Source organism: Mesorhizobium silamurunense (assembly GCF_014843905.1).
GTDB classification, from domain to species: Bacteria; Pseudomonadota; Alphaproteobacteria; order Rhizobiales; family Rhizobiaceae; genus Mesorhizobium; species Mesorhizobium silamurunense.
This window is the reverse complement of sequence record NZ_LPVS01000104.1, coordinates 1-18115: the sequence shown is the minus strand read 5'-3', so window position 1 is coordinate 18115 and position 18115 is coordinate 1. Positions and strand designations below refer to the sequence as shown.

Here is an 18115-nt window from a genome sequence, read left to right as displayed (position 1 = left end):
TATGTTTCGAACGGTCGGCCGATGTCCAGCAAAGGGCTGCTCAATATCCGAGCGCCAGGCCGTCCTTGCGCGGATCGGAGGCGCCGGTCAGCGTGCCTTTTTCCCAATCGATGAGCACTGCCTGTCCGCCGCCTAGCGGATGGTCGGGCTCGACAACGCGGTGGCCACGGCGACGCAGGCCCTCGACGGCATCTGGACGCACGCTTCGCTCGGCTTCCACGACATCGTGGTTATAGAAGACGCGCGCGGCGTCCAGCGCCTGCTGCGGATCCATGCCGAAGTCGATCATGTTGGTCAAAAGATGCACATGGCCGAAGGGCTGGTAGCCGCCGCCCATGACGCCGAACGGCATCACGGCGCGGCCGTTCCTGGTCATCATGCCCGGCATGATCGTGTGCATCGGCCGCTTGCCGGGCGCTATTGCGTTCGGGTGCTTCGCATCGAGGCGGAAGCTCGAGCCGCGGTTCTGCAGCACGACGCCGGTCTTCGGCCCGACGACGCCGCTGCCGAAGGAATAATAGGTCGAGTTGATGAAGCTCACCGCATTCAAGTCGCGATCGACGACGGTGATGTAGACCGTGTCGCTGCCCGGCAGATCGAGGCGCGGCAGATGCGTCATCGCGCGCTCGGGATCGATCGTAGCGCGCAGCCGGTCGGCATAAGCGCTGGAGAGCAGCGCTTTCACCGGGACATCGACATGGTCCTGGTCGGCGAAAAATGCATCCCGTTCCTGATAGGCCAACCGCCCCGCCTCGACCTCCAGATGCAGGCGCTCGGCGCCGTTCGGGTCGAGCGCGGCAAGGTCGAAGCCGGACAGCACGTTGAGCATCAAGAGCGCGGTCAGCCCCTGATTGTTCGGCGGCATCTGGTGGATGTCGCAGCCGCGATAGGAGGTGCTGATCGCGGTCCTGTAGTCGCCCTTGGTCGCGGCGAAGTCGTCCAGCGTATGCAGCCCGCCGAGCTCACGAAGCCGTCCGACAATATCCTCGGCTACCGCGCCCTCATAGAAGCCGGCACGACCTTTCCTGGCGATGATGCGCAGCGTCTCCGCCAGTTCCGGCTGGCGATGCACGTCGCCGGCCTTGGGCGGCTTGCCGCCCGGCAGGAAGATGCGCGCCGCCACTTCGTCGGCCGACAGATCGGTTTCCGGCTCCTCCCAGTCGAAGGCGACGCGGTCGTGCACGACATAACCTTCTTCGGCATAACGGATGGCGGGCGCCAATGCGTCGGCGATGCCCTTGCGGCCATGGTCTTCCAGCAGCCGGCACCAGGCGTCGACGGCGCCGGGAACGGTCACCGCGTGCGGGCCCTGCTTGGGAAGCTCGCTGAAACCGTTCTCCAGGTACCAGTCGACCGTCGCGGCCTGGGGCGCCCGGCCCGAGCCGTTGAAGGCGATCACATTGCCGTCGCCCTTGGGGCAATAGAGGACAAAACAGTCGCCGCCGATGCCGGTCGATTGCGGTTCGACCACTGCCTGCACCGCCGCCGCGCAGACGGCGGCGTCCATGGCGTTGCCGCCGGAGCGCAGCATGTCGATGGCGGCAAGCGTGGCGAGCGGATGCGAGGTCGCCGCCATGGCTTCGGTGGCGCGGACCGGAGAGCGGCCGGGAAATTGGAAATCACGCATGCTGTTTAAGATATCCCTGCATTCAACGTCCGCGGCCGAAAAGCTGGGCGGCGGACAACAAGACGATCGATAGCACGATCAGGCAAGTCGAAATGGCGGCAATCGTCGGGTCGATCTGATCGCGCAGCGCATTGAACATGCGGCGCGTCAGCGTCGTGGTCTCGCCGCCCGAGATGAAGAGCGAGACCACCACCTCGTCGAAGGAGGTGATGAAGGCAAACAGCGCGCCCGAGACGATCGAAAAGCGAAGCTGAGGCATGGTCACCTGAAAGAAGGCGGCGAAGCGTCCGGCGCCAAGGCTGCGCGCCACCATCTCCTGGCTCATGTCGTAGGAGCGCAAGCCGGAAAGCACGGTCAGCACCACCAGCGGCAGCGCCTGGACGGTATGCGCGATGACGAGGCCGGTCAGCGTGTTGTTGAGGCCGATGCGGGCATAGAGGAAGAAGGTGCCGATACCGATCAGGATGACCGGGATGATCAGCGATGCCGTGAGCAGCGCACTGATGGCGCCGGTCAGCCTCAACGTGCCGGCATTGATCGCGTAGGCGGCGGCGGTGCCTAGCGGCGTCGCCACGATGGCCGTCATCACCGCCACCTTGACCGAGACGATGGTGGCGTCGCGCCATTCGACGGAGCCGAAATAGCTTTCGTACCAGCGCAGCGACCATTGCTCGGGCGGGAACTGCAGCAGCGTCGAGCCGGAGAAGGACATGATGACGATGATCACCGAGGGGGCGATCAGGAACAGCATGACGAGGCCGCCCAGAAGGTAGAGCCAGAGGCGTTGCCAGTGCGAGATGGGCAGGCTGTTTTCCGCGCTCATCGCCGGCTCCATACACCGGTGGCACGCGCGCCGAGCAGCCATTGGAAGAGACCGAGCAGCGCCAGCGTGACGGCGAGCAGCACGACGCCGAGAGCGGCGCCGGCGCCCCAGTTGGAATAGAGGCTGGTCGCCTGCTCCATGCGCATCGCCCACATGATGACCTTGCCGCCGCCCATCAGCGCCGGCGTGACGAAGAAGCCGAGGCAAAGCACGAAGACGATGACCACGCCCGAGGCGAGACCGGGCAGCGACAGCGGGAAGAATATCTGCCGGAAGGTGGCGGCCGGGCTGGCGCCGAGAATCATGCCGGCTCGCAGGCAGTCGACGTCGATGGTCTTCATCGAGGCGTAGAGCGGCAGCACCAGGAACGGCAGCATGATGTGGGTCATGCCGATGACGACGCCGGCGAAATTGTTGGCGAGCGGCAGCGGCTGGCCGATGATGCCGAGGTCGATCAGCCAATTGTTGATCAGTCCCTTGCGCTGCAGGATGACCAGCCAGGCATAGGTGCGCACCAGCACCGAGGTCCAGAACGGAAGGATGACGAAGATCAGGCAGATCGAGGCCGCGCGGCGCGGCAGTTGCGACAGCATATAGGCCAGCGGATAGCCGAACAGCACGCAGGCGCCGGGGCCGTTTTGGGCTTCCGCCAGATCGGATCGGAAAAGGCTGCGGGCAAGTGCTGGAGCTTCGTGAAAATCCTATTGCCGATTTCATGAATTTGAAAGAGCGCTCGATGGGCCAGCCGGCCCTGGCTATGTGACAGCACGCCAATGGCCCATAACCTTGCCATCGACGGGATAGACGTTTGCATTAAATCCGAGGAAAGTGCCGCGCAACAATCGAGAGGATACGAAGACCATGACCGACCCGACCCGCCTCCCCGCCGACGGCCTTTTCGTCGGCCGCGCCAGGACCAGCGAAGCCTCCCACCCCCTGGTGGTCACGGTGCGCGACGGCGAGGTCATCGACATCACGTCGAGCGCGGCGCCCACGATGCGTGATCTCTGCGAGCTGAAGGATCCGGCCGGCCATGTGCGCTCGGCCAAGGGCAAGGCGATCGGCGCGCTGGAAGACATTGCGGCAAACAGCTTCGCGACCAAGCGCGATGCGAAGAAGCCGATCCTGCTTTCGCCCGTCGACCTGCAGGCAGTGAAGGCCTCCGGCGTCACTTTCGTCGTCAGCCTGCTCGAGCGCGTCATCGAGGAGCAGGCGCGCGGCTCGGCTGAGAAGGCCGACGCCATTCGCGCCGACATCGCCGGGCTGATCGGCCATGATCTGTCGAAGCTGAAGCCCGGCTCGCCCGAGGCGATGGAGATCAAGGCCAAGCTGATCCAGCGCGGCGCCTGGTCGCAATATCTGGAAGTCGGCATCGGGCCGGATGCCGAGATCTTCACCAAGTGCCAGCCGATGGCCTCAGTCGGCTTCGGCGCCGATGTCGGGCTGCATCCGGTCTCGACCTGGAACAATCCGGAGCCGGAGATCGCGATGATTGCGGACAGCTCAGGTCGGATTGTCGGTGCAACGCTCGGCAATGACGTCAATCTGCGCGACGTCGAGGGCCGCTCGGCGCTGCTGCTCGGCAAGGCCAAGGACAATAATGCTTCCGCCGCGCTCGGCCCCTTCATCCGGCTCTTCGACGAGACGTTCTCCATCGCCGACGTGAAGCGCGCGACGGTGCGGCTCAGCGTCGAGGGCGAGGATGGATTTTCTCTGGAGGGCGCGAGCTCGATGGCCGAAATCAGCCGCTCGCCGGAAGAGCTGGTCAAGGCCGCGCTGGGGCCGCATCACCAGTATCCGGATGGGCTGGCGCTCTATCTCGGCACCATGTTCGTGCCGTCGAAGGACCGCGGCGAGAAGGGCAAGGGTTTCACCCACAAGGTCGGCGATTTGGTCACCATCTCATCCGAGAAGCTCGGCGCCCTGGTCAACCGCGTGCGGCTGTCGCCGGATTGCCCACACTGGACCTACGGCGCCAGCCACCTCATGCGCGACCTCGCCCGAGCCGGTCTGATCTAACAGCGGATCATAGCGGCAATATGCTGGCGCTCATTGCCAGGGGCTGATGGAGCGCAACGGCGGGGTTTTGCCCGCGGAATATCATCGCAACTGATGCAATCTGATGGGATTGCTGATGGCGCGTGCGGCTGCCCCAACATCCATTGGCGATGGAGGCTTGCCAGCGACCGAAAAAGGGAATGCTCTAGAGGCGTCCGGTCGGCGCGGGCAGGAGATGCGGTCCTTGAGGATCGTATCGCGCCTGATGTGGAGGTGGATTTCAACATGGGAGGAAATCGAATGCTTTCGAGGCTAAGACTGCTCGTGCTTGGCTTGATCGCGGCACTCGCCATTCCGGCGATGGCCGAGGCCAAGACGTTCTACTGGATTTCGCATGGCGGCCCGGCCGATCCGGTCTGGACCTATTTCCTGGCCGGCGCCAAACAATGGGCGAGCGACACCGGCAACAAGGTGAACACCTCGTTCCACAATGGCGACGTCGCCTCGCAGCAAGAGGCTGTCCGCGCCGCCATCTCGGCCAAGGCCGACGGCATCGTCACGACCAGCCCCGATCCGGGCAGTCTCGTTGAAATCGTCAAGGAGGCCCGCGCGGCCAACATCCCGATCATCAACTTTAACACGCCCGATCCGAAGGCCAACTTCAACGCCTATGTCGGCGGCGACAACGTCACCTTCGGCAAGCACTGGGCGCAGTATCTGGTCGACAAGGGCCTGGTGAAGAAGGGCGACTTCGTGTGGATGCCCGTCGAGGTTCCGGGCGCCACCTATGGCGTCCAGGAAGAGGAAGGCATCAAGAGCGTGTTCGAGCCGGCGGGCATCACCTATGAGGTGACCGAAGCGACGCTCGACCAGGCCGAAGTGATCAACCGCATGGTCGACTACCTCACCGCCCACAAGGGCAAGGTGAAGGCCATCATCGGTCTCGGCGATCTCGTCACCGGCTCGATCAAGCGCGTGTTCGATCAGGTCGGCGTCAAGGCGGGCGAAATCCCGGTCGTCGGCTGGGGCAACTCGCTCGACACCACGCAGGAAGTACTGAACGGTTACGTCAATGCCGCGCAGTGGCAGGACCCCCAGGCGACAAGCTATGTGGCGCTCTCGCTCGCCAACATGGCTGCCGCCGGCATTCCTCCGGGCTTCAACGTCATCACCGGCGCGCTCTATGAAAAGGACACAGCCGGCGTCTACGACAAGATCCTGTCCGGCAAGTAATCCGCGACCAATGGCCGTGACCGCTGCGGCGGCCACGGCCATTCCTTTCGCCGAGCCTGCGGCCGCGCGGGCTTCAGCCAAGTTCACTCACGTCGCGGGCTCAATGGAAAACCGTTCCTTCATCCAAAGTTTCATCGCGCGGCCCGAATTCGGCCCGCTAGTGCTGCTCGTCGTCGAGCTCGTCGTCTTCTGGGGCATCAATCCCGACTTCCTGTCGCCGCAGAACATCTCCAACATCCTGGCCTTCACCGTCGAGCTCGGCCTGATCGCGCTGGCGATGACGCTGCTGATGACATCGGGCGAATTCGACCTTTCGGTCGGCTCGCTGTTCGGCTTCTCGCCGGTACTGATGTGGACGCTTTTCAACGGCGGCGTCACATCGCTGGAGGTGGGCTTCGTCATCGCGCTGGTGGTCGCGGCCTTCATCGGGCTGGTCAATGGCTGGTTCGTCACCCGGCTCAAGATTCCGTCCTTCCTGGTGACGCTCGGCATGCTGCTCGTCGTGCGCGGCACCGCGTTGTTCGTCACTGACGGCTTTCCGCAGCGCACATGGAGCGCCGAAGGCAGCTGGCTTGCCGACATCCTGGTCGGCGACTTCTACATCGGGCCGTTCCGCATCTACGCCTCGCTGTTCTGGTTCATCGGCGCTGCGATCCTGCTCGGCTACGTGCTGACGCAAAGCCGCACCGGCAACTGGATCCAGGCGGCCGGCGGCAACCCAAATGCGGCGCGCGCCCGCGGCGTCAACGTCAACCGCGTCAAGGTCGGCCTTTTCGTCCTGTCGGCGGTGATGGCCTCGCTCGCCGGCGTGATCTCGTCGCTGCGCACCTCGGCCGCCAACCCCAACAGCGGCACCGGCTACGAGCTCGAGGTCATCGCCATGGTGGTGATCGGCGGCACGGCGCTGACCGGCGGACGCGGCACCATCATCGGCACGGTGCTCGGCATCCTGATCCTGCGCGTCATGCGCAACGGCATCGTGCTCATCGGCGTGCCGGGGCTGGCCTACAACATCTTCATCGGCGCGATCATCCTCGGCATGATGGCGCTGCACTCATGGCTCGAACGCCGGCATCAGGCAGGGACGTGAACCATGGCCGAACCGCTCATCCGCATGGAAAATATCCGCAAGTCCTACGGGCGCGTGCAGGCGCTGGTGGACGCCAACTTCCACGTCAACGAAAGGGAGATCGTCGGGCTGCTCGGCGATAACGGCGCCGGCAAGTCGACGCTGATCAAGGTGTTGTCGGGCGCGGTACCGCTGACCAGCGGCGATATCTTCATCCGCGGCAAGAAGGTTACCTTGCGCAGCACCAGCGATGCCATCGCGCAGGGCATCGAGACGATCTACCAGGACTCGGCGCTGGTCACGCAGCTGTCGATCGCCCGCAATCTGTTTCTTGGGCGCGAGCCGATCAAGCCGCCGCGTTTCCTGAACCGCATGGACCAGGAGGCGATGAACACGGTGGCGCGCGACCTGCTGAAACAAGTCGGCATCTCCAAGAACATCCCGCCGACGACGCCGATCGGTTCGCTGTCCGGCGGCGAGCGGCAAGCCGTGGCGATCGCGCGCGCCATGCATTTCGACAGCGACTTGATCATCCTCGACGAGCCGACCAACAATCTCGGCGTCGCCGAGACGCAAGGGGTATTGAGCTTCGTGCGCAGCGCGCGCGACTCGGGCCATTCCTGCATCTTCATCGCCCACAACATCCACCACGTCTTCCAGGTGGTCGACCGCATCGTGGTGATGCGCCGCGGCAAGGTGGTGGCCGAGGAAATCGATCCGAAAAAGACCACGGTCGCCGAGGTCGAGCGCATCATCACCGGCATGTCGGACAAGGAGATCCGCGATGCGATTTCCGACGGCCCGCAGCCGCATGGCTGACTTGGCCTGACGTTGATTGGCCTGACAGGGCTCGCATCCCATCCTATGAGTGGACCCATGAAAGCCACCGTAGCCGACATCGCCAGGAGCTGCGGCCTGTCGACCGCGACCGTCGACCGGGTGCTCAACAACCGGCCAGGCGCGAGCGCGGCCAACCGGCAGCGGGTGATGGAGGCGGCGAAGCAGCTCGGCTACCTGCCGACCCTCGACCAGGTCGTGCTGCCGTCGAAGCCGGCGCATCTCGAATTCTTCCTGCCGATCGGCAGCAACGCCTTCATGGCGGATCTCGCCCATCACATCGAGGACTATGCCGCGCGCCTGCCGTTGGTCGCCTCCTGCCGCATCCACAACCTTGCCGGCATCTCACCTGGCGCGCTGCAGGGCGCGGTCGAGAACCTCTCGCTCAAGGCCAACGGCGTCGGCGTCATCGCCGTCGACCACCCGCGCACGCGCAATATCCTGCGCGAGCTGGTCGAGGCGGGCATCCGGCTGGTGACGCTGGTCTCCGATGTTCCCGCTGCACCCCGCTCGGCCTATGTCGGGATCGACAACCGGGTCGCCGGACGCACGGCGGCGCTGTTGATGGGCCGCTTCCTGGGCGGCCGTACCGGCCATCTGGCGATGGTCGTCGGCTCGCGCTCCTATCGCGGCCATGAGGAGCGCGAGATGGGTTTCCGCTCGGTGCTCGCCGAGGAGTTTCCCAACCTCACCGTCTCCAGCGCCGTTGAGATCAACGACGAGCCCGACGCCAGCTACGGCGCGACGATCAAGGCGCTGCACAACGAGCCGGAACTGCTCGGCATCTACTGCCTCGGCGCGGGACGCTCGGGCGTGGCGAAGGCCTTGCTCGAAGCCAGGCCGCGCAAGAAGCCGGTGTTCATCTGCCACGACCTGACCAAGGAAACGCGCCGCTATCTCGTCGACGACCTCGCCGACGTCGTCATCGACCAGAATGCGCGGCTGATTGCCGAACAGGCGGTGATCCGCCTGCTTGGCTCGATCGCTTCATCGGCGCCGTACCTGACGAAGAAATTCATCGAGCCGCGGCTGATCTTCAAGGAAAACGTGCCGGTGCAGTGAGTTGGCCGCTTCGGGCGAGGCCGCTATATTCGGATTTGTAGGAGGAATGGTCGACGATGCGACAAATCTGCACACCAGCTATGCAAGTTTTGAGGTTGCCGAATCATTAAGCAACTAGTACATGTACACGTGTCGGCCGTCTCCTCCTCCCAGATGTGATGCCGACGATGAATGCGGTGCACCTCCTCCCGCGCCGTGTTCGAAATCGAGCCCGCTGCCACCTCCTCCCGGCAGCGGGCTTTTCTTTGCCCAGGCCTCGGCAAACACCAAATCCCCTCACCCGCATTCCAGGCGAACAGCAAACGCAATTCGGGCAGCCGGCGCCGGCCTCTTCTCTCTTCGAAGAGGAGGTAGCCGCGAAGCGTCAAGGGGACTTCCTAGCGCGACCGGAACGAGGCGATCAGGCCCTCGGCCATGCGCACGAATTGCGCGCTCGGGCCTTCGGCGCCGACGCTCTGCATACTCACGCGCGCGCCTTCGAGCAGCAGTGACAGCGTGTCGGCGAGCAGTTCCGCCTGGCCGACGCCGGCATCGCGACACAGTGCAACGAGCTTCTCGCGCTGGGCTTCCTTCAATTCCTTGATGACGCGCCTTGCCGGGTGATCGGTCTCACTGAGCTCGACGGCCGCGTTGGCCATGTCGCAGCCGCGGCAGTCTGCGCTCAGCATTTCCGAGGCCTTCTGGACCCAGGCATGCAGCTGCGCGAGCTTGTCGCCGGGATGCCGGGCCTCGAACTCGTCCCATATCCTCGCGGTCTTCGCCGCGGTAGCCCGCAGGCATTCGATGATCAATTCGTCCTTGGATTCGAAGTGACGATAAAGCGTCATCTTGTTGGTGCCGGCGGCCTCGGTGATGGCATCGACGCCCACGCCCTTGATGCCGTGCTTGTGGAACATGTCCTGCGCCGTCTCCAGGATCCGATCCCGGGGGCGAGAGCGCTCCACGACGCCGTCTGTCATCATGATCTCCTTTCGTTTCCAAAAATCCCTCGGCCACCTCTTGACTAGGGTGTTACCGGTCTGTAACTTCCAGAATGTTACTTACTGGTAACACCTATGTCGCTTCCCGTCAACGACAAGGCCCTACCGATAGGCCCTGCCAGAGCGAGATAGAGCCAGAAACCTGCCTGTCATGCGGCTTCGGCCGGTGAAAAGAGAGAAAAACGGTCCGAGATCATCCGATGCGGACCGCAAGCAAGGAGCTACTCCTATGCAAAAGCGCAAAGACCTGACGATCGACGAAGCCATCCGGGATCCGATGATCCGGCTGGTGATGAAGGCAGACGGGATCGATCCCGGAGCCTTCGAACGGATGTTGCGCTCGCGCGCGGCGCAACAGGTGCCGGGCGATGAAGTTCTGCCATCCTTCCTGGAGGACTCCGGCTCCGGCCGGGCCCGCCTGCGCCACTTCGCAAAACCCTTCGGCGAGGCATCAGCATCATGGTGAAATTCTTCATCCACCGCCCGATCTTCGCATCGGCGATCGCCATCATCATGGTGCTCGCCGGCGCGATCGCCTATTTCCTGCTGCCGGTCTCGCAATTCCCAGACATCACGCCCCCGCAGGTCGTGGTCAGCGCCCATTACCCCGGCGCCAGCGCGCAGGTGGTGGCCGATACGGTCACCACGCCGCTCGAGCAGCAGATCAACGGCGTGCAAGGCATGACCTACATGTCGTCGACGAGCTCGAATGACGGCTCCTCGACCATCACCATCACCTTCGACGTCGGCTATCCGCTGAGCACCGCGGCCGTCGACGTGCAAAACCGCGTCTCGCAAGCCGCATCCTCCCTCCCGGCCATCGTCAACCAGGGCGGCGTCACGATCAAGAAGCAGAACCCCAATTTCGTTTTGATCGTCGACCTCACCTCGCCGGACGGCTCCGTCGATCCGGTGGCGCTGAGCAATCTCGCCTATCTCCAGGTGGTCGATCCGCTGAAGCGCTTGCCCGGCGTCGGCGACGTGGCGATCCGCTGAAGCGCTTGCCCGGCGTCGGCGACGTGCAGATCTTCGGCGAGCGGCGCTATTCGATGCGCGTCTGGCTCGATCCGGACAAACTGGCCAATCTCGGCATCACCGCCGTCGACGTGCAGAACGCCATTGCCGAGCAGAACGTGCAGGTGGCGGCCGGCAAGATCGGCCAGTCGCCGGCGCCGGCTGGCACCTCCTTCGAAATGCAGGTCAATGCGGTCGGCCGCTTGAGCGACCCCAAGGAATTCGGCGACATCGTCGTGCGCGCCAATTCGCAGAACGGCTCGCTGGTGCGGCTGCGAGACGTCGCCCGCATCGAGCTCGGCGCGCTGCAATATTCCTCGTCGGCCTTCTTCGGCAAGGACCCGACGGTGGTGCTCGCCGTCTACCAGATGCCCGGCTCCAACGCCCTCGACCTGCAGCAGCGGGTCAAGGACAAGATGCAGGAATTGTCCGCGCGCTTCCCGAAGGGCGTCAACTACGCCATGCATTACGACACGACCCGCTTCGTCTCGGCCTCGATGCATGACGTGCTGATCACGCTCGGCGAAGCGCTGGTGCTGGTCGTGGCGGTGGTGTTCATCTTCCTGCAGAGCTGGCGCACCACGATCATCCCGACCATCGCCATCCCTGTGTCGCTCGTCGCGACGCTGGCGGTGATGTACATGCTGGGCTTCTCGCTCAACATGCTCTCGCTGCTCGGCATGGTGCTGGCGATCGGCCTCGTCGTCGACGATGCGATCGTCGTCGTCGAGAATGTCGAGCGACAGCTGGAAGCCGGCCTCAAGCCGCTTGCCGCGACGCGCGCGGCAATGGCCGAAGTGACGGGCCCCATCATCGCCACCACCGCGGTGCTGATGGCGGTGTTCATCCCGGTCGCCTTCATCCCAGGCGTCTCCGGCCGGCTCTATAACCAGTTCGCGTTGACCGTCGCGATCTCGGTCGGCATCTCGGCCTTCAACTCGCTGACGTTGAGCCCGGCGCTGAGTGCCGCGTTCCTACGCCATCGTGGCGAAACGCAGTTCGTGCTGTTCCGCTGGTTCAATGCCGGCTTCGACTGGCTGTCGCATGCCTATGCCCATGGCGTGCGCATCCTGATCAGGCTGCGCTGGGCCATGCTCGGCCTGTTCGCGGCCGGCCTCGTCGCCACCTATTTCGTCTGGCAGAAGCTGCCCTCGACCTTCCTCCCGGTCGAAGACCAGGGCTACTTCTTCGTCGTCATCCAGCTGCCCGACGGCGCCTCGCTGGAGCGCACCGACGCGGTGGCGCAGAAGGCGCGCGACATCCTGCAGAACACGCCCGGCGTCGACATCGTCGGCTCGATCAGCGGCCTCAACTTCCTGACCAGCGCCGCGCAGTCGAACTCGGCGGTGGAGTTCGCCATCCTGAAGCCGTGGGACGAACGCGGGCCTGACCAGAGTGCTTCGAAACTCGTCGAGCAGGTGCGCGGCAAGCTGTTGCAGATGCCGGACGCGTTCGCACTCTCCTTCGATCCGCCTTCGATCCCGGGCATCGGCACCACCGGCGGTTTCGAGTTCCAGGTGGAGGATCTTTCGGGCCGCGGAAGTGCCGCGCTCAACGAGGTGACGCAGGCGCTGATCGCCGAGGCACGCAAGCAGCCGGAGCTCAATCCGCAGCAGCTGTTCTCATCTTTCTCGACCTCGACGCCGCAGTTCAACTACGACCTCGACCGCAGCAAGGCGAAGCTTCTCGGGCTCAACCTGCCCGACGTGTTCAACACGCTGCAGATCTATCTCGGCTCGCTCTACGTCAACGACTTCAACCTGTTCGGCCGCACCTTCCGTGTGACCATCCAGGCCGACAAGGACGCGCGCGCCGATGCAACCGACATCTCGCGGCTCTACGTGCGCAACGCGTCGGGCGGCATGGTGCCGCTGAGCACGCTGGGCAAGCTGGTGCCGATCGTCGGCCCCGAGACCGTGCCGCATTACAACAACAATGCGTCGGCCTTGATCAATGGCGGCGCTGCGCCGGGCTTCTCGTCCGGCCAGGCGGTGGCGGCGATGGAACGGGCGGCGGCGAACGTCCTGCCGCGGGACTTCGGCTATGAGTGGACCGGCATCACCTATCAGGAGCTCAAGGCCGGATCGATCGCCTCGATCGTGTTCGGGCTCGCCATGGTCTTCGTCTTCCTGATCCTGGCGGCGCAGTATGAAAGCTGGGCAATGCCCTTCATGGTGCTGCTCGCCGTGCCGCTGGCTCTGTTCGGCGCCTTCGTGGTGCTTTTGCTGCGCGGCATGCAGATCGACGTCTATTCGCAGATCGGCTTCGTCATGCTGATCGGCCTGGCGGCGAAGAACGCCATCCTGATCGTCGAGTTCGCCCGACGGCGCCGAGAGGAAGGCCTGACCATCGTCGAGGCGGCGATGGAAGCCGCGCGGCTGAGGCTGCGGCCGATCCTGATGACGGCCTTCGCCTTCATCCTCGGCGTGTTGCCGCTGATGTTCGCGACCGGCGCGGGTGCGGCCAGCCGGCAGTCGATCGGCACCACCGTCTTCGGCGGCATGGTGGCGGCGACTATCCTGTCGCTGGTCTTCGTGCCGGTCTTCTACGCGGTGATCGAAAAGCTGCGCGAGCGCGGCGAGAAAGAACCAGCCAAGGGGCATCATGACGCTCCTCAGCCAGAGGAAATTGAACCGACCGCCGAGCCGGCGCTTCAGCCGCTCGCCCAGGCGGCCGAATAGGATTGGAGACCAACATGCGTAAATGGAAAATCGCTTTGGGAACGGCCGTCGCGCTGGGCGCGATTTCGGTGGCAAGTGTTCATCTGCTCGACATGGGCAATCTGAGCCTCAACGCCAGCACGGCTGGCGCGGCGCCCGCGCCCGCTGCCTTCGTCATGCCGGTGCCGGTGGTGAACGTCGTCAAGAAGACGCTGCCGATCTACCTCGATTACGCCGCGCGGGTGGAATCGATCCGCAGCATCACCCTGCAGGCGCGCGTGCCGGGCTATCTGCAAGAGCAGACAGCAGCCGACGGCAGCGACGTCAAGCCGGGCGACCTGCTCTACAGGATCGCGACCGAGGACTATCAGGCAGCACTCGACCAGGCGAAGGCTCAGGTGGAGCGCGACTCTGCGACGCTCGACTATGCGCGTTCGAACCTCGGCCGCGGCACCGAGCTCGCCAAGAGCGGCTATCTCGCCAAGGACAGCTTCGACCAGCGCACCAGCACCCTGCGCGGGGCCGAGGCGGCGCTGGCGGTCGACCGGGCCGCGGTGCGGACGGCCGAGCTCAATCTCGGCTATGCCGAGATCAAGGCGCCGTTCCCGGGACGCATCGGCCGCAACCAGGCCTCGGTCGGCACGCTGGTCAGCGTCGCCGGCACCGTGCTCAACACGCTGGTGCAACTCGACCCGATCTACGTCACCTTCAATCCGAGCGAGACCGACCTCGTGCAGATCGAAGAAGCGAAGGCCGCCGGTCCGATCGCCGTCGACGTGCTGCTGCCCGGCGAGACCGAGCCCAGTCAGAAAGGCCAGCTCACCTTCATCGACAACACGATCGACCACTCGACCGGCACGATCACGGCGCGTGCCACGATCGGCAACGCCAAGTTCAGGCTGCTGCCCGGGCAATATGTGCGCGTGCGGCTGCATGTGAAGGAGCAGCCCAACACCCTGATGGTGCCGCAGGTGGCGCTGGGTTCCAGCCAGCTCGGCAAGTACCTTTACGTTCTCGGCAAAGGCAACACCGTCGACCAGAAGCTGGTCTCGCTCGGGCCAACCGACGGCGACCTGATCTCCGTCACCTCAGGCATTTCCGAGAGCGACCAGGTGATCACGGGCAATTTGCAGAAGATCGGACCCGGAATGCCGGTTTCTCCCTTGCCGCAACCGAAACCGGCCAGCTGATAACCCCCATCAGTTCCGGTCCGACGGCGCCCTCGGCTCCCACGTCGAGGGCGCCGTTTCGTTGAGCGCTACGCTCTGCAAAAAATACCCTTGTTAGATTGTCGACAATCTGCTTGTCTTGCAGCTAGGTCATCCGGAGTGGGACACATGGCGAAACTGGATTTCAGTCCGATCGCGGATACGACGCGCAGGGCCGAGATCGTCGCGCTGCTCAGGCGCGCCATCCTCACCGGGCAGCTGGAGCCCGGACAGAAGCTCAACGAGCTCAGGATTTCCGAGCAGATGCGAGTGAGCCGCGCGCCGCTGCGCGAGGCGATGCGCGAGCTGGTGCAGGAAGGCGTCCTGACCAGCATCCCCTATGCCGGCACTTTCGTCATCGATGTCGCCGCCAAGGACATCATCGATGCCTATTCCCTCAACAAGGTGCTCGACGAGTTCGCCATCGAGCTCGCCTGGCCGCAGCGCGACCAGCGCTTTTTCGACGAGATCGACCGCCGCCACGAAGCGGTCAAGCAGGCGACGCGGGCGCTCGACACCACGCGCCAGATCGAGACGGCGCTGCAGCTGCACGGGCTGATCTACGAATGGGCCGACAATTCGGTGCTGCTGGAAACCTGGCAGCGGCTGACCAGCCGGCTGCAGATGTATTTCGCCCTGCATCAGCGGGCGCGCAACGAGCCGGTGCCGGCCGAGGACGTGCACGAGACCTATGTGACGCTGCTCAAGGGCGCGGACATGCGCGCCGCCCAGCGCCATGCGCGCGAGCATATCGACCTCGATTTCGAAGAGCTTCTTGCCTACGCGCGCGGCCTCGAAAAGCGCGCCTCGAAGGGCGCCGACCGACCTCGCTGACAACGGACACCGACATGAAGATCGAAAGCATAAAAGCCTACCATGTCGTGCAGCCTTTCGTGGACGGCCCCTACCGCATGTCGAAGGGGCGGGTCGCCGACTGCTTCGACGCGGTGATCGTCGCCATCACCTCCGACACAGGCGTGACCGGCTGGGGCGAGATGGCGCCGCTCGGCAATTTCTACTCGGCCGCCTTCCCGGCCGGAACCCGGGCCGGCGTGCCGGAGATCGCGCCGCACCTCATCGGCCACGATCCACGCGGCCTTGCCGGCATCGGCAGACTGATGGACACGGTGTTCAAGGGCCACCCTTACATCAAAGCCGCACTCGATATGGCGTGCTGGGATCTCGCCGCCCGCGTGGCCGACGTGCCGCTGGTGACCATGCTCGGCGGCCGCGAGAGCGAGACGGCGGAGCTCTACAGGGTTGTGACCCACGGCACAGTCGACCAGATGGCAGCGCTTGCCAAGAAGATCGTCGCCGAAGGTTACCACCGGCTGCAGGTCAAGGTCGGCGGCAATGTGCGCGACGACATCGAACGTGTGACGGCAGTGGCGTCGGCCGTGCCGAAGGGCACGGTAATCTTCTGCGACGCCAATGCCGGTTGGACGCCCTACCAGGCGCGGCAGTTCGCGGACGCTACGCGCGGCATCGACTACACCTTCGAGCAGCCCTGCACGACGATCGAGGAAAACATGTCGGTGCGCCGCATGCTGGACAAGCCGATGGTGCTGGACGAATCCGTCACCTCGCTGGGTGAGATGCTGGAAATCCACCGCCGTGGCGCGGCCGACGGGCTGACGCTGAAGATCTCGCGGCTGGGCGGCGTGACGCAGACGCGGCTGATCCGCGACGTCGCCGTCGATCTCGGCTTCATGATCACCGTCGAGGACACCGGCGGCGCCGAGATCGACACGGCCGCCATGGCGCATCTGTCGCTGTCGACGCCGGAGGAGCGCCGGCTGCACGCGATCGCCTTCCACGAATGGGTGACGGTGCGCACCGCCTCCAACAAGCCGCCGGTGACGGGCAGCCGCATGGGCATTCCCGACGGACCCGGCCTCGGCATCGATGTCGACCCGGACTTGCTCGGCAAGCCCTTCTTCGAGATCGGCTGAAATGAAGATCCGGCGCATCAAGGCAACGCCGATCAATTACAGGCTCGAAGCGCCCTATGTCTGGGTGTTCGGCGAGCTCGACGGCTTTTCGCCGACCATAGTCGAGGTCGAAACGGAGGATGGGCTTGTCGGTCTCGGCGAAGCGCCGACGCCGGCGGCCGCGGCCGTCGTCAACGACGTGCTCGCACCCCGGCTCACCGGCCGCGACGCCTTCGACATCGCCAGCGCGGAGCAAGTCTGCCTGCCCTTCTGGAGCGGCGTGCAGTCGATCAACGACCGCGTCCGCATCATGGCCTTCGGCGCCATTGAGATGGCGCTGTGGGATCTGCGCGGCAAGGCGTGGAAGCAGCCGCTCTACCAATTGCTCGGCGGCGCGGTGCGCAAGGAGATCCCCTTCACCGACTATTTCTCGCTGCGCGGCGACGGGCCGACGGTAAAGGGCGAGAAGACGCCGGAAGCGGTCGCCGACTACTGCGTCGAGCTAAACGAACGCCACGGCACGACCTTCTTCGAAGGCAAGTTCTCGACGCAGGATCCGAAGCTTTCGCTGAAGATGGTCGAGTTGATCCGCAAGAAGCTTGGCGACGATGCGATGATCCGCGTCGATTCCAACCAGGCCTATTCGCTGGCCACCGCCAGGCGACTGGCACGGCCGCTGGAAGAGCTCGGCGTGCGCAACTGGGAAGACCCGGTGGCGACGATCGAGGAGATGCGCGAGCTGCGCCGCCACACCTCGATCCCCTTCTCCACCCACAATATCGATGTCGCGCGCGCCATGGAGCTGAAGGTGCCGGACGCGTTTGTCGGCAACCCGACGGCGCATGGCGGGATCGGGCGGATGCTGCGCTTCGTCGGCGCCTGCGAGCATGCCGGCATCGATTACTGGTGTTACAGCGGCGACACCGGCATCGGCAGCGCCTGCTACCTGCATCTTTGCTCGGCACTTGGCTGGATCCGGGAGCCCAACCAGTCGCTGTTTCGCATGCAGCCGATGGACGTCATCGAGGAAGGGCCGTTCGCGCCTAAGAACAATGTCGTGCGGGTGCCCGAAGGCTACGGGCTCGGCGTCACGCTGTCGCCCGACAGGCTTGCCGCCTGCCATCGCGACTTCGTCGAGAACGGGCCCTGCAACAAGTACCACGACCCGGAAAAGCCCGGCGCCTATCGCCGGCTGCCGCTGAACTGAACCAGCAGACCGCCAGAGGAAAGGAGGCGACAGACGTAGAAAAAGAAGCGGCCGCGATTTCGATCGGACCGCAAGATCGAAGATGGCATGCATCAAGAAAATCTGACCTTCCCGCATCCAAGAGCGGATGGACCGGACTAACCTGCATGCTAAAGTTCGTTCGACTGATATTCTTGACGATGGCCGGGACCGGAGAACTCCACGGTATTTCGTCAACCGGAATGCACTCGCCAACCACAAGAACTGGGGAAAGGGTCTAGACCCATGAGCAAGAACCACCGCATTCTCGACCTTATCCGGCGCAACCGCACGCCGCTCGAAAACCACCTCATCGACGGCCTTATCGACGGCCGCGTCAGCCGCCGCGACTTCGTCCGCCACGGCAGCCTGCTCGGCCTGTCGCTGCCGCTCCTCGGCCGCATCGGCATGGCCGCGGGCTTCGGCGCCGCGCCCTCGCTTGCCCGCG

At 64.6% G+C, this 18115-nt stretch carries 15 protein-coding genes and 2 pseudogenes; 13 read left to right on the top strand and 4 right to left on the bottom strand.

The features are described from left to right. Nucleotides 1-40: 40 nt before the first annotated feature. From ggt to AU465_RS31215, 3 genes and pseudogenes are all read right to left on the bottom strand, one after another. Nucleotides 41-1627: a gamma-glutamyltransferase gene (gene ggt / locus AU465_RS31225; RefSeq protein WP_192256569.1), complete on the bottom strand. Its 1587-nt coding sequence runs from the start codon at nt 1625-1627 to the stop codon at nt 41-43. Nucleotides 1628-1649: 22 nt separating this feature from the next. Next, nucleotides 1650-2450 carry an ABC transporter permease gene (locus AU465_RS31220; protein WP_192256567.1) on the bottom strand — a complete coding sequence of 267 codons (801 nt, stop codon included), beginning with the start codon at nt 2448-2450 and terminating at the stop codon, nt 1650-1652. Next, a pseudogene (locus AU465_RS31215) lies at nt 2447-3079 on the bottom strand (ABC transporter permease); the annotation flags it as partial. The pseudogene AU465_RS31215 and the gene AU465_RS31220, both read right to left, overlap by 4 nt. Nucleotides 3080-3311: 232 nt before the next feature. On the opposite strand from AU465_RS31215, the gene AU465_RS31210 reads away from it, so the two are divergent. From AU465_RS31210 to AU465_RS31190, 5 genes are all read left to right on the top strand, one after another. After that, a complete protein-coding gene (locus AU465_RS31210; protein WP_192256565.1) occupies nt 3312-4469 on the top strand; it encodes a fumarylacetoacetate hydrolase family protein in 1158 nt (385 codons plus the stop codon). A 279-nt stretch (nt 4470-4748) separates the two neighbouring features. Then, complete coding sequence (locus AU465_RS31205; protein WP_192256563.1) at nt 4749-5681, top strand: substrate-binding domain-containing protein; 933 nt, start codon at nt 4749-4751, stop codon at nt 5679-5681. A 103-nt stretch (nt 5682-5784) separates the two neighbouring features. Beyond that, the gene (locus AU465_RS31200) at nt 5785-6771 is read left to right on the top strand and encodes an ABC transporter permease (protein ID WP_192256561.1); all 987 of its coding nucleotides are present in this window, start codon (nt 5785-5787) and stop codon (nt 6769-6771) included. A 3-nt stretch (nt 6772-6774) separates the two neighbouring features. Next, complete coding sequence (locus AU465_RS31195; protein ID WP_192256559.1) at nt 6775-7569, top strand: ATP-binding cassette domain-containing protein; 795 nt, start codon at nt 6775-6777, stop codon at nt 7567-7569. A 57-nt stretch (nt 7570-7626) separates the two neighbouring features. Then, on the top strand, nt 7627-8649 hold the full coding sequence (locus tag AU465_RS31190) for a LacI family DNA-binding transcriptional regulator (protein WP_192256557.1): 1023 nt from the start codon (nt 7627-7629) through the stop codon (nt 8647-8649). Nucleotides 8650-9026: 377 nt separating this feature from the next. On the opposite strand, the gene AU465_RS31185 is transcribed toward AU465_RS31190, so the two are convergent. After that, nucleotides 9027-9608 carry a TetR/AcrR family transcriptional regulator gene (locus AU465_RS31185; protein ID WP_192256555.1) on the bottom strand — a complete coding sequence of 194 codons (582 nt, stop codon included), beginning with the start codon at nt 9606-9608 and terminating at the stop codon, nt 9027-9029. Between the two features lie 187 nt (nt 9609-9795). Here AU465_RS31185 and AU465_RS31180 point away from each other — a divergent pair, with 187 nt between their 5' ends. The 8 genes and pseudogenes from AU465_RS31180 to AU465_RS31150 all read left to right on the top strand — a co-directional run. Beyond that, nucleotides 9796-10095, top strand: a complete 300-nt coding sequence (locus AU465_RS31180; protein ID WP_376774926.1) for a hypothetical protein — start codon at nt 9796-9798, stop codon at nt 10093-10095. After that, nucleotides 10089-10625, top strand: a complete 537-nt coding sequence (locus AU465_RS38150) for an efflux RND transporter permease subunit (RefSeq protein ID WP_246506585.1) — start codon at nt 10089-10091, stop codon at nt 10623-10625. Before AU465_RS31180 ends, AU465_RS38150 begins: the two co-directional genes overlap by 7 nt. A gap of 23 nt (nt 10626-10648) precedes the next feature. Further along, entirely contained in the window at nt 10649-13324 is a 2676-nt protein-coding gene (locus AU465_RS31175; RefSeq protein ID WP_512699444.1) for an efflux RND transporter permease subunit, read from the top strand. A gap of 14 nt (nt 13325-13338) precedes the next feature. Beyond that, the gene (locus AU465_RS31170; RefSeq protein ID WP_192256553.1) at nt 13339-14493 is read left to right on the top strand and encodes an efflux RND transporter periplasmic adaptor subunit; all 1155 of its coding nucleotides are present in this window, start codon (nt 13339-13341) and stop codon (nt 14491-14493) included. A gap of 147 nt (nt 14494-14640) precedes the next feature. Continuing rightward, nucleotides 14641-15345 (top strand): GntR family transcriptional regulator, encoded by a 705-nt coding sequence (locus AU465_RS31165; protein WP_192256551.1) that lies wholly within the window; start codon nt 14641-14643, stop codon nt 15343-15345. Between the two features lie 14 nt (nt 15346-15359). Continuing rightward, on the top strand, nt 15360-16463 hold the full coding sequence (locus tag AU465_RS31160; RefSeq protein ID WP_192256549.1) for a mandelate racemase/muconate lactonizing enzyme family protein: 1104 nt from the start codon (nt 15360-15362) through the stop codon (nt 16461-16463). Between the two features lies 1 nt (nt 16464). Beyond that, entirely contained in the window at nt 16465-17649 is a 1185-nt protein-coding gene (locus AU465_RS31155) for a mandelate racemase/muconate lactonizing enzyme family protein (RefSeq protein WP_192256547.1), read from the top strand. A gap of 264 nt (nt 17650-17913) precedes the next feature. Beyond that, nucleotides 17914-18115, top strand: a pseudogene (locus AU465_RS31150) (ABC transporter substrate-binding protein); the annotation flags it as partial.